The organism is Shewanella sp. OMA3-2 (genome assembly GCF_021513195.1).
Lineage (GTDB): Bacteria > Pseudomonadota > Gammaproteobacteria > Enterobacterales > Shewanellaceae > Shewanella.
The window spans coordinates 2,312,126-2,327,453 of the sequence record NZ_CP090974.1 but is presented as its reverse complement, the minus strand read 5'-3'; the positions used below and the strand labels follow the sequence as shown (position 1 = coordinate 2,327,453).

The window sequence follows — 15,328 nt, the reverse complement described above, 5'->3', positions numbered from 1 at the left end:
CCAACCTACGTTTTTGTAAATGGTCAATTTAGCCAAGTTCAATCTATCAGGGTTTAACTATCGTCAATACGATACTTAAGGCCTGAGGGCATTTTGCCTTTAAAAATTGTTCTATGGTATTAAAAACATACAACAAGGAGCCAACATTATGTTTGCACACACAATAAAATCAGGAGCTAAGTAATGACAACCTGGTTATCAATCGGTATTTTATTTACATTCGCCGCTATCGCATTTGTGATTTATCGCTGGGGTAATATGCAATGTATTGGTGTCACACCAGTGCGTAAATTTACTTTTATTGCGATTCTATTTACCTCGGGTTTAGATGTGGGGCTGATCATGTTCCCACTGACTGAATTTGCAGGATACGCCGACTTAGCCACTAGCCCAGAGTACGGATTTACCAATCCACTGGCGATTGAGTTTGGCTTTTGGGCTTGTTTAATTTGGGCTTTTTACTTTTTAACCTGCTTCTACTTCTGTGTTATCGAACCAAGAGTAAAATATTTTGAAATTCCACTGATCAAATTTATCAATAACTTAGTAATTATCGGTACTTGTGCCTTTACCGCTTACTTATTGTTAACCAATTTACCTTGGTATTTACCTCAATTAGGCGATGGTGAATCCATTGTCAGCAGCTTCTATTTAATCGTATTTTTGGTTATTGCAGCCGCAGTCTATTCAAGCACCAGCATCCGTTATGTGCGTTATCTTAGTTTAGGCAGTACCTGGTTATTCTTTGGTTTGATTGCCGTGATGTGGTCAGGTGCCTTCTTATCAGACGACTCGAGTGTCGGTGAGTTCTTTACCACCTTTGCTTTGATTGGCGACTACTTTGGTAATATCCATAACTTTGTGCTGCCGTTTAATGACTACCATGAGTTCTACCTATTTTGGTGGTTTGCATGGAGTATTATGATTGGTCAATTTACCGCACGCTTTGTTGGCGGAATGAAAACCTATCAAGTATTAGTTGCCATGATGGTGTTTCCTTCTATACCTATCGCTATTTGGTTCACCGTGCTTTATTACTACAGTGCAAATGGCATAGATACATCAGGTTTCTATAATCTTGCGATGGTTATTGTAGGCGTCACATTTGTGGTTAACTCACTTGATTCGTTAATCCGTTTATATACAGACAACTTAAATCTAACCGTTGAACGTTTCGGTAAATTAACTTATATCGTCGGTAATCTGGTGCTGCTAAGTGGCTTAACCTTGTTATTCAAACTAGACTTTTTAGAAATTCAATGGGTAGGCGCACTTGCCATAGCCTTGATATTAAGCTGTTTCTTTTACATCTTAAAATCGAGCTATCGTAAAGTGGGCGCAATTGAACTGTCTCCAAAAGAAAATAAAATCGATTTCAATAAAATCGAATTATTAGATTAAATCAACAATAATGATCCAAGGAATAATGATGAACACGACAATCAAAAAATTAGCCTTATTAAGCTTATTTGCATTACCCACCTCAGTAATAGCTGGAGAGTTAAGCACCACAGTTAATGCAACCTCTGACTATACCTTTAACGGTGTTAGCCAAACGGATAATAATCCTGCAATACAAGCAAGTCTTGATTATGCGGCAGACAATGGTTGGTACGTAGGCGCCTGGGCATCAAATGTAGACTTTGGTAATGCTGATGATACCTGGTTAGAGCTTGATTTTTACGCAGGCAAATATATTGAGCTAACAGACAGGGTATCTGTCGATGCTGGTCTTGCATATTACACTTATCACGGTGATGACCTCTCTGATGAATATTACTATCCTGAGCTATACACCAAGTTTGGTTATGCCTCAACACTGGGCCAAAGTGAATTAAACTTCTGGTACTCATGGGATTACTTTGGCGTCGATGCTGGCCACTACATCATCATGGCAGCACATACTTTTACGGTTGCCGAAGGTCATGATATCCGTGTGAGCTTTGACCGCTCAACTTCGCAAGACGAAGACAAATGGGCTTGGGGCGATGATGCATCTTATAACCACTATCGTGCAGAATACATGACAAGCTGGGAAGGTTTCGACTTTAACTTAGCAGTAGAAGATACTAGCCTAGATAGCGACACAAGTGACACCCGTGCAGTCGTATCTGTAGCTCGCACCTTTACACTATAGTTGTTTTATAGTTATTTAATACCAAATTAGAGAGTATTACTAAGCAGAATAATGTTGATGACATTATTCTGCTTTTTTATATCCATCAGCCACATAAATGCAGAATCTTTTTAGCATTGGTAAAAAATGGGTACAAGCGCCCACAAGTCTAACTGTAGACAACTAAGCCTATTAAGTCTAAAATAAGACCTGCACAATACCAATCTCACTAACGAACACCGCTGCGAACGATTTGACTCAAACCTAAAATGGAGAGTGATAATATGGCTGCACATAACACTAAAACATCAAACATTGATTTTACGGATGCAAAGACTTCTAAAGTGGGTTTTAGTACTGCTGTAACCATTCTCGAAAAATGGGGCTGCGCCCCCAAAGATATGCTCAATATTTTACGCTTACCCCGATCATCTTATTTTGCATTTAAAAAACCAGATGCAAAATTTATATTGGATAAAGATCAGCTAACCCGCATTAGTTACATACTGAATATTCACGCAGCACTGAGAATGTATTTCGCTAACCCGGAAAACGTTTATGGTTTTATGCAAATGGAAAATGCTAATCCTTACTTTGAAGGTCGCAAGCCTTTGGATATTATTAAAGACGGTGGATTTCCTGAACTACATGAAGTGTTTAGCCGTATTGATAGTATGCGCAGTGGCGGTTGGTAATGACAACGCAATCAACTGTTAAGCATCAAGTGACCTATCGACTGATTAATTCAAAATTCCCACCGATTTCGATATTTGATGATGTCGCATCCGTGGAGGATTTTGATATTGTATTTGCTTTACAAAGCCTGACCAATCCAAGGCTACTGGATGAGATTGGTGACATCACTTTGCTCAATAAACTGGACATCCCCTTTGGTATTAAAGGTTGCTCATATGCAACCGCACCTTTTACTCATATTAATAAAGACGGCAGTCGCTTCTCTAGTGGCTTATTTGGCGTGCTTTATCTTGCCGATAATATCGATACCGCGATTGCGGAAACAAAATACCATCAACAGAAAATGCTAATGGCGATTAAAGGGGTTCACTACGACACCATTATCATGCGAGGTTTACGCTGCGTATTTAGCGCGGTGTTAACTAATTGTGAAGTGATAGACCTTGAAACTATGGCTACATCGCCAATTTATCATAAAACCAATTATCACGAAGCCCAGAAATTTGGTGCTAAGCAAAGAAAATCCACCATTGAAGGCATTCAATTTACATCGGTCAGAAATCCATTTTCAACTTGCTATGCCCTATTTACTCCCAAGTGTCTCGAAGAAATTGTACAGTCATCGCATTATGAGTATGTTTGGAGTGGTACAGAAATAAGTGCGGTGAGATTAATTTCAGCCCCTTAAGGGTTTCTATATAACTTACATGGCTTTAATACAGATGTGTGATTGCAGCAAATAATGGAATAAAACGAGGGTTAGCACAACAAGATAGGTACACCCGAGTGGACTTGGTGTGGTCAAGGTTTTCTGCAGAGATTTTAGCATGAATAACTAATGCGGTATCTAGTGGCGGGGTTGGTGGCTTATTGTTCAAAATCCAATAAGCCACCGATCTTAAGTTAACTAACCTAGAGCACAATGCTTTAGTGATAGTTTAAGCAAGTCGCTACTTAATTAAAAACTATATGACGCTGTTATCCCCATCTCTCTGCCACGGCTTGGCGCAATTGGAAATGAACGAGTACCGAATCCAACACTTTGAGTATCAATATAGCGGAAGATATACGTTGGCGTGTCATCATCTAACACGTTCTTCATCCAAGCTGATACGTTCCACATACCGTCAGATACACCTAGGTTAAAATTAACTAAGGTACGGCTTCCCGACTCAGCTAAGTTATGAACATGAGCATAACGCGTTGCATCATAGTTGATGTCTGCACGTGCATATAATTCAAACGTGTCAGAAACTGGCGCTTTAAAGTTTAAAGCTAATGTAGCCTCATGCTCTGGTACTTGTGGCGGTGTGTTACCTTTTAAGTTACCAAATTCTCTAATTTCTTCAGGCGTTACACAGTTTCTATTCGGTGCTCTACCAGGGCCTATAATTAATTTACATTGGTTTGAATCAAATAATTCAACAAACTCAGCTTTGGTTAAGGCATAACCCACATCTACATCAAAGTAATCATTAAATAGATACTTAAGCTCAATTTCTAAACCGTTAATTTCTGTTTTACCCGCATTAGCAGTATAAGAGATTGGTGTTGCTCCACCAGGAACTAGATAGGTATCCGTTAACTGTTGGTTATCCCAGTCCATATTGTAAACAGCGGCAGAGACATACAGTTGATTATCAAGCAGAGTTGATTTAATACCTGCTTCATACATCAACATTTCTTCTTCTTCAATAACAATTAATTCAGCCGGTAATCCTGCAGCACCATTAAAACCAGCTGGACTATTACCTTCAGAACGTGTCGCATAAATCATAGTGTCTGAGCTTAATTCATATTCAGCAATTAAACGGGTGGTAGTACTATTAAACTCATTATCAATATCGGCAAACTCTGGATTTTGAATTAACTCGTTATAAACCGCTGATTCAATTTTATCAGTTGAGTTTCTGACTTCGAGTGATAGCTTAAAATCATCCGTAAAGTCATATGAAACCATACCCATTAAAGCAAAGTTGTCTTCTATGATATCGGCTTTATTACGATCCGTGGTTTCTTTCTCTGAATGCCACAGATATGCACCTAAAGACCAGGTTAATCTGTAATCAAATGCTGATGATTTAAAACGAACTTCATGATTATATTCTTGATTATGGTCTTCAGAAACAGTATGCCATTCTGTTGCTGGGCCAAACATAGGACCACCAGTATAGAAACCAAAATCAAATACTTGCTCTGCACCAGTATAAGTTTGATCAATACCACTTTCGATATCGTATTTATTGTAACCAGCCATATACGTAAACGTACCAAAGTCAAAGGCATGGTTAAGATTAAGGCTAAAGTGCGTTCTTTCACCGCGCAGGCCATATTCACTATTATCTAAAACTCCACCAATATTTAGCGGTAAATCTGTAGGTACTTCACCGCAGAAATAAGGGGTAGTATCTAAATAACAGTTTAGGTTTGTTTCTGGATTATCATCATTTGCCAATCGCATAAAAGGAGAATGTTCATCATCGGTTTCATTGCGAATAAAGTTAATGTCGATATTAGTATTGGATGATGGCTTGAAATACAGACCTAACATTTGCGAGTTAGATTTTTCGCCACCAATACCTGGGCCATCTACTTTGGAGTTTTCCCAGTTACCATCATAATTGTCTGCCGATAGTGAGGCCCTTAAAGCAAACCAGTCATTAACTGGCACTGCCACGCCTGCGCCTAACTTCTCATTACCGTACGAGCCGATAGTACCGCTAACATATCCTGATAATTCATCAGTCGGCTTTGCTGTAACAATATTGATTGCACCAGAGAAAGTACGACGGCCGTATAAAGCACTTTGAGGCCCTTTGATAATTTCAATACGCTCGACTAAGTCCATCGGTAAACTTTGTAATGAACCGTCGTAATAAATACCATCAATAAAATACGATGCTTTCTGAGTGCCGTAACCAGGGATCCAAGACACACCACGAATAACGGGTATGTCAGATTGTCGGCCATAAGTTTTTTCCATTGAAAAACCAACCGCACCAGCAGCAACATCATTAATATTTTGCATATTGGCTTTTTTCATTTCATCAGAGCTTAACGAAATAACAGAAACGGGGATCTTATTAATTGATTCACTGTGATTACGCGAGGTCACTTGTATGTGCTCTATGCCTGCGTGATCTTGTTTCGCCGCTTGGGCTACTTCAGTGGCTTCAGTCACTTTAGTGGCTTCTGCTACTTGTTGCATATCGTCATTGGCAACTGCCTGCGACATGGTTACTAGCAATGCTGCTTTTATCGCGCAGCTAAGTAATTTTGGGGTAAATTTTTTATTCATCATGTAGTTCCCTCTTGTTGTAATCACATTTAAATTTTAATGTGTATTTATTAGCCTATCTACAGTACACACAAATAAGCTTTTAAAAATTTATATGAGGTGAGTATTTTGACTTTTATCAATTCTGATGTGATCTATTTTTATATTACACAATAAATAAAACAAACCCTGTTAGCGGTATATTAAAAAAATATGTAAATAAAATAAAATAAAATAAAATAATATGCTAGCCACTAAGACGCTGTGTCTTTTGATGATTGTTTTTATAGCTTAATACGGGTATTTAAACAAGGAAGTTCTTGCTTGAAAACAACGGGGACAGCTCTGCTGGCTGAAAGAAAATATAGGATTTATTTCATATAACACAGTAGAACTGGCAGCCTCAAGCTGCCAGAACCATCGGATTGGCGAAAAACAGGCCTTGTGGTTACCTTCATAGCTTTACGTCAGCACCAGAGCTAAGCGCGGTAGCTTCATTGGTCATTTCGCAATAAAATATCGCTAGACAAACAAAATCTACAGATCAAATTTAATAGATCTTAATTAAAAATACACCTTAGATATTATTTACAATAATTTTAATCCCGCATTAACCAGCTTCCATCAACATGGATAACTACCCTATCATTTTAAACTAAATAATAACTTGCAAACCAAAATTATAATCAACGATATAACTAAAACCAATAATGTGGAATTAATAGTGTAATTTGCAACATTAACTGCAATGTATATTTAAAAATGACTCTTTTATGAGTATTTATCAATAAAACAATGTGAAATAAACTATCGCATTATTATAATAATAAAGCGATAGCATTGATGTTACTTCATAGTTTACTTACTGTTATTTGAAAACAAAGATTTAAACAGTATTTTTATAATGCTCCATTGAAAGCACATCTTAAAAATGACTAATGCTTCTTCTGAAGTTATTATTGTTTCACAGGGCATAGTGCCAGCAAAGCCATGTAGCACTATCGACTGATCGACAGCTTCAGCTTTTTCTATGCGTACGCCCATTTTCATCGCGACAGTTTTAACTAACATAAAATAGTTCCTTTAATCCCAACTGTTTTGATTTGCAGCATTTTTACCTGCTGCACGACCAGAGATCATCGCTTCTGTCAGGTAGCTACCATTTTGATACAAGTTAGAGAACATAGAGCCTAACTCACCTGCTTCATATAAGCGCGGAATAGGCTTACCGACCGGACTTAACACTTCTGATTCTATATTTCTCCGTCCACCCCCCCCCTGTACACACTACAGCCGGCACAATTTTCACACCATAAAATGGCGCTTTAATAATAGGTTGCAATGTAATAGGAATACGTGAGAACTCTTTGTCTTCTCCTGCAGCACAGGCATCATTATACTTTTGTATTTCAGCACTTACTTCTGCTGGGTCGCGACCGATTTTTACCGCTAACTCTTCAATTGTATCGGCTTTAGTAATTAAGCCTTGCTCAATTTCAACTAAGTTATCGTCACTCCAGTCAAGGTTTTCTGCTGCAATATTCCAAGTAAAGGCTTTTAACGCTAAACAGTTATATTCACGCGTGGTTTCATCAAAAATCATGTGAATTGGGCCAGCATTAATATGCGGTGTATCTACCCAATGCTTATGTTTCTTTTCTTTATAATGCGTTAACTGTAATTCAGCGGTTTCGTTGTAAAAACGCTTGTTATCAGCGGCAATTTCCACCCAGCTGTAGCTTTGCCAAAATAAGTTACGCAAGAATACAGTCTTATAACCTGGCACCTGTAGCCCTGGCCAAATACCGCCAGACTGGCCTTTGTTACGCATGTGCCACATATCGGCACCGGCTTTTTGTAAAATATGAATACCATCGCCAGTATTAGCTGGGTTACCTAATGGGAAGATCTCTTCATAACCACAATAATTACGCTGCATATCTAAGTTAGCTTCGAAACCGCCAACTGCCATTATGACGCCACGCTTGGCTTTTACGTTTTTTAATACCCCATCTTGCTCGATGACGGCACCAAATACTTCAAGCGTGTCTGGATCTTGAATTAAATCTTTTACCGGTGAGTTATATAAAACGTCTACAGCTCGTTTATCGACGTTCTTTTTAAACGCTAACCACACACCTGCAGGAATAGGCAAAATAGTTGCGGTGTAAGTAACCGCATCTTCCGCCCCCAGCTCTGGAAACTCTAATACAGCGTCACGATCGGTAAAGCCTGTTCCGCGTATATATTGCGAGCCCACTTCTTCTGCGCGGGCTTGGATCCAAGGCTCAAGTTGTGACATGCGAATTGCCCATTCATCTAACATTTCTTCAGGAATAGGATTCGATGTGCTCATGGACTTTTGATAGGCCTTAAGTGCCGTTGGATTTTTTGCAATTAACAATGATTGCCCTGCAGCACGGGAGTTACCGCCAGCATATTTTTCGGGATTTTTTTCACAAATAGTGACTTTTACATTTGGGTCGGCGTCTAATGCTTCAATTGCCGCACTGGCGCCTGCTAAACCAAACCCTAACACTAAGACATCCGTTTCAATGTCCCACTGTTTTACAGATAATAAACTTGCCATTTAGACACTCCTAGACGTGCTAATAACTTAAATATCTTACATAACTAAAATGCTGAACAGCTTAGTTACAGTTAGTTTTTAACTTACCGGCTTTCTTTTGCTTTAAGTAGTAAGTCCAGCTGGTTTCGTTAGGCTGGTAAAAGCTAGTCGGTGCATCAGTAAATGTCGGATAATGCTTTAAGGTATACTCTTTTAACTGACTAGAAAGTTCATCAAATGAATGGTATTTATTACCATGACCGCTATAGATTAAATAACCTTCTGTTTGGCCTAGCTCCATCCAAGGTAACCAAGGACCTGTTCTAGCCCATGAATAATGAGTATTCGTTGAAGTACTATTTGTTTGCTCTAAGTCTTCTTTATTAGCAAAGAATATAAAGTGCTCAGAAGCCACATAATTTTCACCGGTAGACTCAGCAGGATGCTCTTTTGGTTGCAATGCATTAGGGTATTTTAACGGTACATCCCAACGTAAGGCGGCGACATCACCCATAACATCAAATTGGCTAAAAGCGGCAAAAGGATTGTTCTTGCTACCTGGCGAAGGGAAAGCATTACTGACGGGGTCATTGACCACATCTAGAACACAAACCGTTTTGTTTGAAATCGGATTATGCCATTGATTAATAATTTCACCTGTTTTCAAATCGACATAGTATGACACTTCACGTGTTACCCACTCATAACTGCCATCTTCTTTGGCAATCATACGACCTGCGTTATAGCCAATAGTACGTAAAATAGGCTTAGGCTTTTCACCAGGAAGCACCATCATGATAGTCGCATCCCAGTCTTTATATACTGCCGAACCATCTAAGTTGCCAACAACTCTTAACATCGCTTTATACGAATCAACGGAGTCAGATAAATCTAACTTTTTATTTTGTTCTGCTTGTGTGCATGAGGCTAATGTTGACAATGCAACCATAAGCACTAAATTTTTAAACCGCATAATATCTCCTTTAAATTATTCTAATTAAAAATGGGTAACTTAAAAATAGGCTTGCTTTACTCGATGTAATTTATGAATGTGAATCATTAAAAACACTAGCAATATTACAGTGCCGCTTCTAACTCAGGCATAATATCGAATAAGTCACCAACCAAACCATAATCTGCAATTTGGAAAATAGGCGCTTCTTCGTCTTTATTAATAGCAACAATAACTTTTGAATCTTTCATCCCAGCCAAATGCTGAATAGCACCCGATATACCAACAGCGATATATAAACTGGGTGCCACCACTTTACCGGTTTGGCCAATTTGCATATCGTTTGACACAAAACCCGCGTCAACAGCAGCTCTAGACGCGCCAACCGCAGCACCAAGTTTATCTGCTACACGTTCGAGGATGCTAAAGTTCTCCCCATTTTGCATACCGCGACCACCGGAAATAATAATACTGGCAGCCGTAATTGAAGGTCGCTCTGATTTTGATAGTTCTTCGCTAACAAAACGGGATAAACCAGCATCGGCACTATTATTAGTGGCACCTAAACTAACCATTTTAATTTCTGCAGCGCTATCACCTAACTCTGCTTCAGGAAAGGCTGTGCCCCTAATAGTTAATACTTTTTTCGCACAACAGGCTTTCACTTTAGCAATGGCATTGCCAGCATAGATTGGCCTAACAAACACATCTGCGCTTTCAATATCAATGACATCTGAGAACTGAGCCACATTTAAGGTACCTGCTACCCGCGGAGCAACATCTTTACCCCAACTGGTTGCGGCAAAAATAAAGTGCTCATAATCATCACTAAATTTAGTAATAACCAAGGCATGATTTTCAGCTAATGGTTGGCCAAGAACGCTATCTTCCACCATCACAACTCGATTGACGCCGCTAATATGGCTGGCCGCTGCAGCGAAAGCGCTGGTGTCTGCACCCGTCACTAAAATATCGATAGTCGAGCCTATATGCTGGGCTGCTTTAACTGATTTACGTAAATTAGTTAAATCCATTTCTGCATTGTATTCAGCTATTACTAAAATACTCATTAGATCACCTTCGCTTCATTTTTTAGTTTATCAACGAGCTCTGCTACAGAGCCTAATTTAACGCCACCTTTTCGCTGTGCAGGCGCACTGACAGATAACAGCTCGAAGGTTGGAGCCAAATCCACATTCAAACTGCTAGCTTCAAGCGTTTCAATCGGCTTTCTTTTTGCCTTCATAATATTAGGTAAAGACGCATAACGAGGCTCATTAAGTCTAAGATCAGTTGAAATAATGGCTGGTAGAGTGAGTGCGATAGTTTGAAGCCCTGCATCAATCTCACGGGTGACTAATACTTTATCTGCTTCAACTGTGACTTTAGAAGCAAAGGTACCTTGACTGTAATGAGTTATGGCGGCTAACATTTGCGCTGTCTGATTATTATCAGCATCAATAGATTGCTTACCTAATATCGTTAACGTTGGCTGCTCAGTCTCGATAACCTTACTCAATAATCGAGCGACATGAATAGAATCTAATTTCTGATCTGTATTGATGTGAATGCCTCTGTCTGCGCCTAATGCCAGCGCGGTACGGATCTGCTCTTGTACTAGATTAGTGCCTATAGACACCACAATCACTTCAGATGCAATACCGGCTTCTTTTAGTCTTACCGCTTCTTCAACAGCAATCTCACAAAATGGGTTTAAGGCCATTTTAACGTTATTAAGATCAACATCACTCTGATCAGTTTTAACCCGAATTTTTACGTTGTAATCTATCACTCGTTTAACCGGAACCAGTATTTTCATAACATCCCCTTGATTTAGACAATATTAACCAATTTTTGACTTCGTTTTGTCAGCGAAGAAGATTAAAAACTTTGGTCAAACTTAGTGTTATCAATTATTTTCTGGTTTACAAAGATGTAATTAACAATACTGCTTTAGTATCAAACATGCATTTGTCCAGACAAATTACATTCTAGCAAACTGTTCATTGAACAAGAATTAAAATACTTGTGAGATCGGATTGTTTTTGACATTGGTCAATCTTATTGAAGTGTTCACAGAGTGATGGTGAGCGGTAACAACACCTAGACGAAAGATAGAATCAATAAATGCAAAAATAATGTTAAATTAACCATTGGTTTACCTATCATCTGTTTTATATTGTGCTAATACTGACAGGGTAAGTCACTTAATTCGTTTTGAAACAGGATATTATCAACTCACCTCCCAGTCACTTCTTATGTTGCAAAAATATAGAAACAGCATTAATCTTAAATCCTCTATAGGTCAAAAGTTGCTTTTACTTATTCTAAAATACATAGTAAGTTTATCAGGCAACATAAGCGTTAATACAATGCTATTTAGCAAAACGTGCACATTGGCTTCTTAATAAGCTGTTATTAAAACTATAATAAATAAGAGTATTATGACGTTAGACACATCAAAAGTTTCTATTAAAACTTCACTCGCATCCTGTTTTGGCTCTAACTTTCAAGACCTAAAAGGTAGCCACGATTTTTTAGAAGAATTAGCCTCTTTGGCCCAAGAAATTACTGTTGACGAAAACACTTACATTTTTAAAGAGGATGAGCAAAGCAACTTTGTATATATACCTATTTCTGGCGTCATTATGCTTGAGCGCTCCACTGCTAGAGGGTCTCGCCATGTTTTCGCTTTTTTATTTACCGGCAACTTAATTGGTTTATCCGAGTTTTCATTTTATACCTTTAGTGCTAAATCATTATCTAACTCTACTATGGTAAAAATTAACAAAAGCTTGATTAAAAATGTATTTGAGCGCCACCCGCAAATTGCCAAGCGTTTCCATGAATATACTAATATGGTATTAAATTATATTTTAGATCAGCTTTTTATCATGGGCCAAAAAACGGCTCATCAACGATTAGCGTTATTTTTATTAGATATGGTCAAAAGAATTGGTCATGGCACACAAAAATTCTTTCTGCCCATGAGTCGACAGGATATTGCTGACTATTTAGGTATGTCACTAGAAACCACGAGCCGAGGCTTTACTAGCCTTAAAAATAAAGAGTTAATCTCGATTGAAAGTAATTACAGTATCACTATTTTAAATCCAAAATCTTTAGCCGAGTATGCAGATAATTAATCATTGATTTTCGTCATTACTGTTAAGGTGAACGGTTAAGTTCATCATAACAGTAATGAATTTATATATTTAATATCAGATACTTATCAATTCAACTTTTACCTGTGTTCCATTGTTGCAGTACATCCTGAGTATGTTGACCAAACTCTGGTAAAGTAAAATTAACTTGCCCAGGTTCATTGCGGTATTTTATCGGAATACCAAGATGATAACTGCCCTGCTCATCTTGTAACAACATGTCTCTTTGTTTTAAATGTGGATCACGTATCGCTTCGTTAAGTGAGCGCACCGGTGACCAACACACATCTACTTTAGCTAAAAATTCTTGCCAGTAAGCCATAGGTTTAGTAGCGAAGGTCGTAGCTAAAAAGTCTTTTACGGGTTGCTGCACTTCACCTGGAGGTTGCTTACATAAATCAATTAAATCTGGCCGTTGCAGAGCGTTAAGCAGGTTCTCAACAAACTTAATCTCACTGCCACCTAAGGTTAAATAGTGCTGATCAGCTGTGGCATAAATTTGATAAAATGCTGCGCCACCCCAACTGCGCTCTTGTTTTACCACAGGCGAGCGATTTTCTACGAAGGGTGGCCCCATAACATTTGGGTACCAAGCGATTAAAGAATCTTGCATAGAAATATCGAGGTAATCACCCATGCCGGTTTGCTGTTTCTTTAACAGCGCCATCAACACACCCGAAAAAGCCATTAAGCTGCCTGCCATATCAGCTACTGGCATACCGGCATTGCCGGTTTACCGTCTTGGCCTTCATTAATAAACACGGCACCAGAATCAGCTTGAATACTAAGATCATGTGCAGGCTTTAACGCCTTGCTGCCCGTTTGGCCATAGGCAGAAATAGAACAATACACAATGCCAGGGTTAACCGCTTTAACCACATCGTAATCTAACCCTAAGCGCTGCATAACGCCTGGCCTGAACGCTTCAATTACCACATCAGCCGTCTCACACAGCTTAAGAAAATCTGCTTTACCCGTGGCGGACTTTAGATCCAAATTAATACTTTTTTTACCACGATACACATTACGAAACCATACTGAGTGACCGTTTTGCTTCAGCCCTACAGCTCGTACAGGCTCGGCATAAGGAGGCTCTAACGCCACGACCTCTGCACCATGATCAGCCATCATCATACTAAAGTGTGGTCCTGGTAAAAACAGTGATAAATCGAGTACTCGGATCCCTTGTAGCTTCATAATAATTTCCTAATTGATGCAGTAAATATTTTATATAAGTTCGGTATAAGTGCGTTATAAATACTATATCAGCGCTATTTCAGTGCTTAGTCGCCGTTAAAAAAGGCAGCTAAATAGCTGCCTTTACGCTGTTAAAAACGCACTTTAATAAGCGGACTAAATAGCGCCATCAGCCTTTAAACTGGCAATATCAGTAGCACTATAGCCTAACGAACTTAGCAAATCGTTCGTATCACAACCCATAGGACCAGCCGCTTTACCAGCCATACGTTGGCCATCTACTTTAATCGGGCAACCTAACACTTGCATATCCTGTTTTTCAGGATGATTAACGGTTCTCACCATACCGATATCATGGATATACGGGTTTTGTAACGCTTGCGGCATATCGAGTACTGGCGCGCAAGGGATCTGACCTTTAAGATGCTCTAACCAATAATCGGTATTGTGTGCGCTAAGTGCACGGTCAATCTCGGTAGTCAGTAAATCTCTATTGTCACGACGTTGAGCCACAGTAGCAAAACGCTCTTGTTTTAATGTGGCGTCATCCAATAAGTCGACCAATACATTCCAGAATTTATCCGTCATGGCCATTAAGAAGATATAACCATCAGCGGTTTTATATAGCTGACAAGGCACTGTTGCCAGGTGTGCTGATCGGGCTAGGCGCTCTGTAACATGACCTTGGTTAAAGTACCATGTTGCTGGGTAAGACAACTGGTGTAAGGCGACATCAAATAACGACACGTCAACATCTCTGCCTTGGCCGGTGCGATGCGCACCAAGTAACGCAGACGTTAAACCTAATGACGCCACTGCACCTGTCATAAAATCAATCATCGACACACCAAAGCGTGCCGGTGGTTGATCGGGTTCACCAGTTAGTGACATTAAGCCAGCTTCAGCTTGCATTAAATAGTCGTAGCCAGGCCAGCTAGCGCGATCATTATCGCGGCCATAAGCGGATAAGTGGCCACAAACAATTTTCGGATTAATATGTTTTAATTTATCATAGGTAATGCCAAGTTTTTCTGGCTGATCACCACGTAAATTGTTAGTCACGGCATCTGCTGTTTTAACCAGTTTTTCAAAAACCGCCCGACCTGAGGCACTTTTAAGATCTAAGGTCAGACTTTTTTTATTTAAGTTAAAGGTTTGAAAGAAGTAACTATCATTTTCACCTAAAAAGAATGGCCCAGTTTGTCGAGAAACATCACCACCAATTTTAGGATTTTCAATTTTAATAACTTCGGCACCTAGATCAGCTAAAAACATTGATCCATAGGGCCCTGCACCGTATTGCTCTACGGCAATAATACGAATTCCCTCTAGTGGAAGTGTCTTCATGGTTCACCTA

14 protein-coding genes and 1 pseudogene are annotated in these 15,328 nt (G+C 39.2%); 5 read left to right on the top strand and 10 right to left on the bottom strand.

Annotated elements, in window-relative coordinates; genetic code table 11:
- The first annotated feature begins 183 nt into the window (after positions 1-183).
- The 4 genes from L0B17_RS10295 to L0B17_RS10280 all read left to right on the top strand — a co-directional run bounded on the left by L0B17_RS10295 (position 184) and on the right by L0B17_RS10280 (position 3,500).
- The gene (locus tag L0B17_RS10295; protein ID WP_235084594.1) at positions 184-1,401 is read left to right on the top strand and encodes a BCCT family transporter; all 1,218 of its coding nucleotides are present in this window, start codon (positions 184-186) and stop codon (positions 1,399-1,401) included.
- A gap of 28 nt (positions 1,402-1,429) precedes the next feature.
- Entirely contained in the window at positions 1,430-2,137 is a 708-nt protein-coding gene (locus L0B17_RS10290) for a TorF family putative porin (protein WP_235089741.1), read from the top strand.
- Positions 2,138-2,400: 263 nt separating this feature from the next.
- Positions 2,401-2,811, top strand: a complete 411-nt coding sequence (locus L0B17_RS10285; protein WP_235084592.1) for an antitoxin Xre-like helix-turn-helix domain-containing protein — start codon at positions 2,401-2,403, stop codon at positions 2,809-2,811.
- Positions 2,811-3,500 (top strand): RES family NAD+ phosphorylase, encoded by a 690-nt coding sequence (locus L0B17_RS10280; RefSeq protein ID WP_235084590.1) that lies wholly within the window; start codon positions 2,811-2,813, stop codon positions 3,498-3,500. The genes L0B17_RS10285 and L0B17_RS10280 overlap by 1 nt, the downstream gene beginning before the upstream one ends.
- 25 nt (positions 3,501-3,525) lie before the next feature.
- On the opposite strand, the gene L0B17_RS10275 is transcribed toward L0B17_RS10280, so the two are convergent.
- The 8 genes from L0B17_RS10275 to L0B17_RS10240 all read right to left on the bottom strand — a co-directional run bounded on the left by L0B17_RS10275 (position 3,526) and on the right by L0B17_RS10240 (position 11,429).
- Entirely contained in the window at positions 3,526-3,690 is a 165-nt protein-coding gene (locus L0B17_RS10275; RefSeq protein ID WP_235084587.1) for a hypothetical protein, read from the bottom strand.
- 80 nt (positions 3,691-3,770) lie between these two features.
- Positions 3,771-6,113: a TonB-dependent receptor gene (locus L0B17_RS10270; protein WP_235084586.1), complete on the bottom strand. Its 2,343-nt coding sequence runs from the start codon at positions 6,111-6,113 to the stop codon at positions 3,771-3,773.
- Positions 6,114-6,947: 834 nt separating this feature from the next.
- On the bottom strand, positions 6,948-7,160 hold the full coding sequence (locus L0B17_RS10265) for a hypothetical protein (RefSeq protein ID WP_235084584.1): 213 nt from the start codon (positions 7,158-7,160) through the stop codon (positions 6,948-6,950).
- 12 nt (positions 7,161-7,172) lie between these two features.
- Entirely contained in the window at positions 7,173-7,334 is a 162-nt protein-coding gene (locus L0B17_RS10260) for a hypothetical protein (protein ID WP_235084582.1), read from the bottom strand.
- Positions 7,315-8,679 carry an FAD-binding protein gene (locus L0B17_RS10255; protein WP_235084581.1) on the bottom strand — a complete coding sequence of 455 codons (1,365 nt, stop codon included), beginning with the start codon at positions 8,677-8,679 and terminating at the stop codon, positions 7,315-7,317. The genes L0B17_RS10260 and L0B17_RS10255 overlap by 20 nt, the downstream gene beginning before the upstream one ends.
- A gap of 61 nt (positions 8,680-8,740) precedes the next feature.
- Positions 8,741-9,631: a DUF1838 family protein gene (locus L0B17_RS10250; RefSeq protein ID WP_235084579.1), complete on the bottom strand. Its 891-nt coding sequence runs from the start codon at positions 9,629-9,631 to the stop codon at positions 8,741-8,743.
- Between the two features lie 104 nt (positions 9,632-9,735).
- Positions 9,736-10,680: an electron transfer flavoprotein subunit alpha/FixB family protein gene (locus tag L0B17_RS10245; RefSeq protein ID WP_235084577.1), complete on the bottom strand. Its 945-nt coding sequence runs from the start codon at positions 10,678-10,680 to the stop codon at positions 9,736-9,738.
- Positions 10,680-11,429: an electron transfer flavoprotein subunit beta/FixA family protein gene (locus L0B17_RS10240; RefSeq protein WP_235084575.1), complete on the bottom strand. Its 750-nt coding sequence runs from the start codon at positions 11,427-11,429 to the stop codon at positions 10,680-10,682. Before L0B17_RS10240 ends, L0B17_RS10245 begins: the two co-directional genes overlap by 1 nt.
- A gap of 625 nt (positions 11,430-12,054) precedes the next feature.
- Here L0B17_RS10240 and L0B17_RS10235 point away from each other — a divergent pair.
- On the top strand, positions 12,055-12,756 hold the full coding sequence (locus L0B17_RS10235; protein WP_235084573.1) for a Crp/Fnr family transcriptional regulator: 702 nt from the start codon (positions 12,055-12,057) through the stop codon (positions 12,754-12,756).
- Between the two features lie 91 nt (positions 12,757-12,847).
- Here L0B17_RS10235 and L0B17_RS10230 read toward each other — a convergent pair.
- Together L0B17_RS10230 and L0B17_RS10225 are read right to left on the bottom strand one after the other, a co-directional pair.
- Positions 12,848-13,905: pseudogene (locus L0B17_RS10230) on the bottom strand (CaiB/BaiF CoA transferase family protein).
- A 222-nt stretch (positions 13,906-14,127) separates the two neighbouring features.
- Positions 14,128-15,318, bottom strand: coding sequence for a CaiB/BaiF CoA transferase family protein (locus L0B17_RS10225; protein WP_235084571.1), 1,191 nt, complete (start codon positions 15,316-15,318; stop codon positions 14,128-14,130).
- Positions 15,319-15,328: the final 10 nt, after the last annotated feature.

Bases quoted from the DNA above. Each gene is read 5' to 3' on its own strand.
- L0B17_RS10295 (WP_235084594.1), top strand. From the start codon at position 184: ATGACAACCTGGTTATCAATCGGTATTTTATTTACATTCGCCGCTATC.
- L0B17_RS10255 (WP_235084581.1), bottom strand. From the start codon at position 8,679: ATGGCAAGTTTATTATCTGTAAAACAGTGGGACATTGAAACGGATGTC.
- L0B17_RS10290 (WP_235089741.1), top strand. From the start codon at position 1,430: ATGAACACGACAATCAAAAAATTAGCCTTATTAAGCTTATTTGCATTA.
- L0B17_RS10250 (WP_235084579.1), bottom strand. From the start codon at position 9,631: ATGCGGTTTAAAAATTTAGTGCTTATGGTTGCATTGTCAACATTAGCC.
- L0B17_RS10240 (WP_235084575.1), bottom strand. From the start codon at position 11,429: ATGAAAATACTGGTTCCGGTTAAACGAGTGATAGATTACAACGTAAAA.
- L0B17_RS10225 (WP_235084571.1), bottom strand. From the start codon at position 15,318: ATGAAGACACTTCCACTAGAGGGAATTCGTATTATTGCCGTAGAGCAA.
- L0B17_RS10270 (WP_235084586.1), bottom strand. From the start codon at position 6,113: ATGATGAATAAAAAATTTACCCCAAAATTACTTAGCTGCGCGATAAAA.
- L0B17_RS10280 (WP_235084590.1), top strand. From the start codon at position 2,811: ATGACAACGCAATCAACTGTTAAGCATCAAGTGACCTATCGACTGATT.
- L0B17_RS10235 (WP_235084573.1), top strand. From the start codon at position 12,055: ATGACGTTAGACACATCAAAAGTTTCTATTAAAACTTCACTCGCATCC.
- L0B17_RS10245 (WP_235084577.1), bottom strand. From the start codon at position 10,680: ATGAGTATTTTAGTAATAGCTGAATACAATGCAGAAATGGATTTAACT.
- L0B17_RS10285 (WP_235084592.1), top strand. From the start codon at position 2,401: ATGGCTGCACATAACACTAAAACATCAAACATTGATTTTACGGATGCA.
- L0B17_RS10265 (WP_235084584.1), bottom strand. From the start codon at position 7,160: ATGTTAGTTAAAACTGTCGCGATGAAAATGGGCGTACGCATAGAAAAA.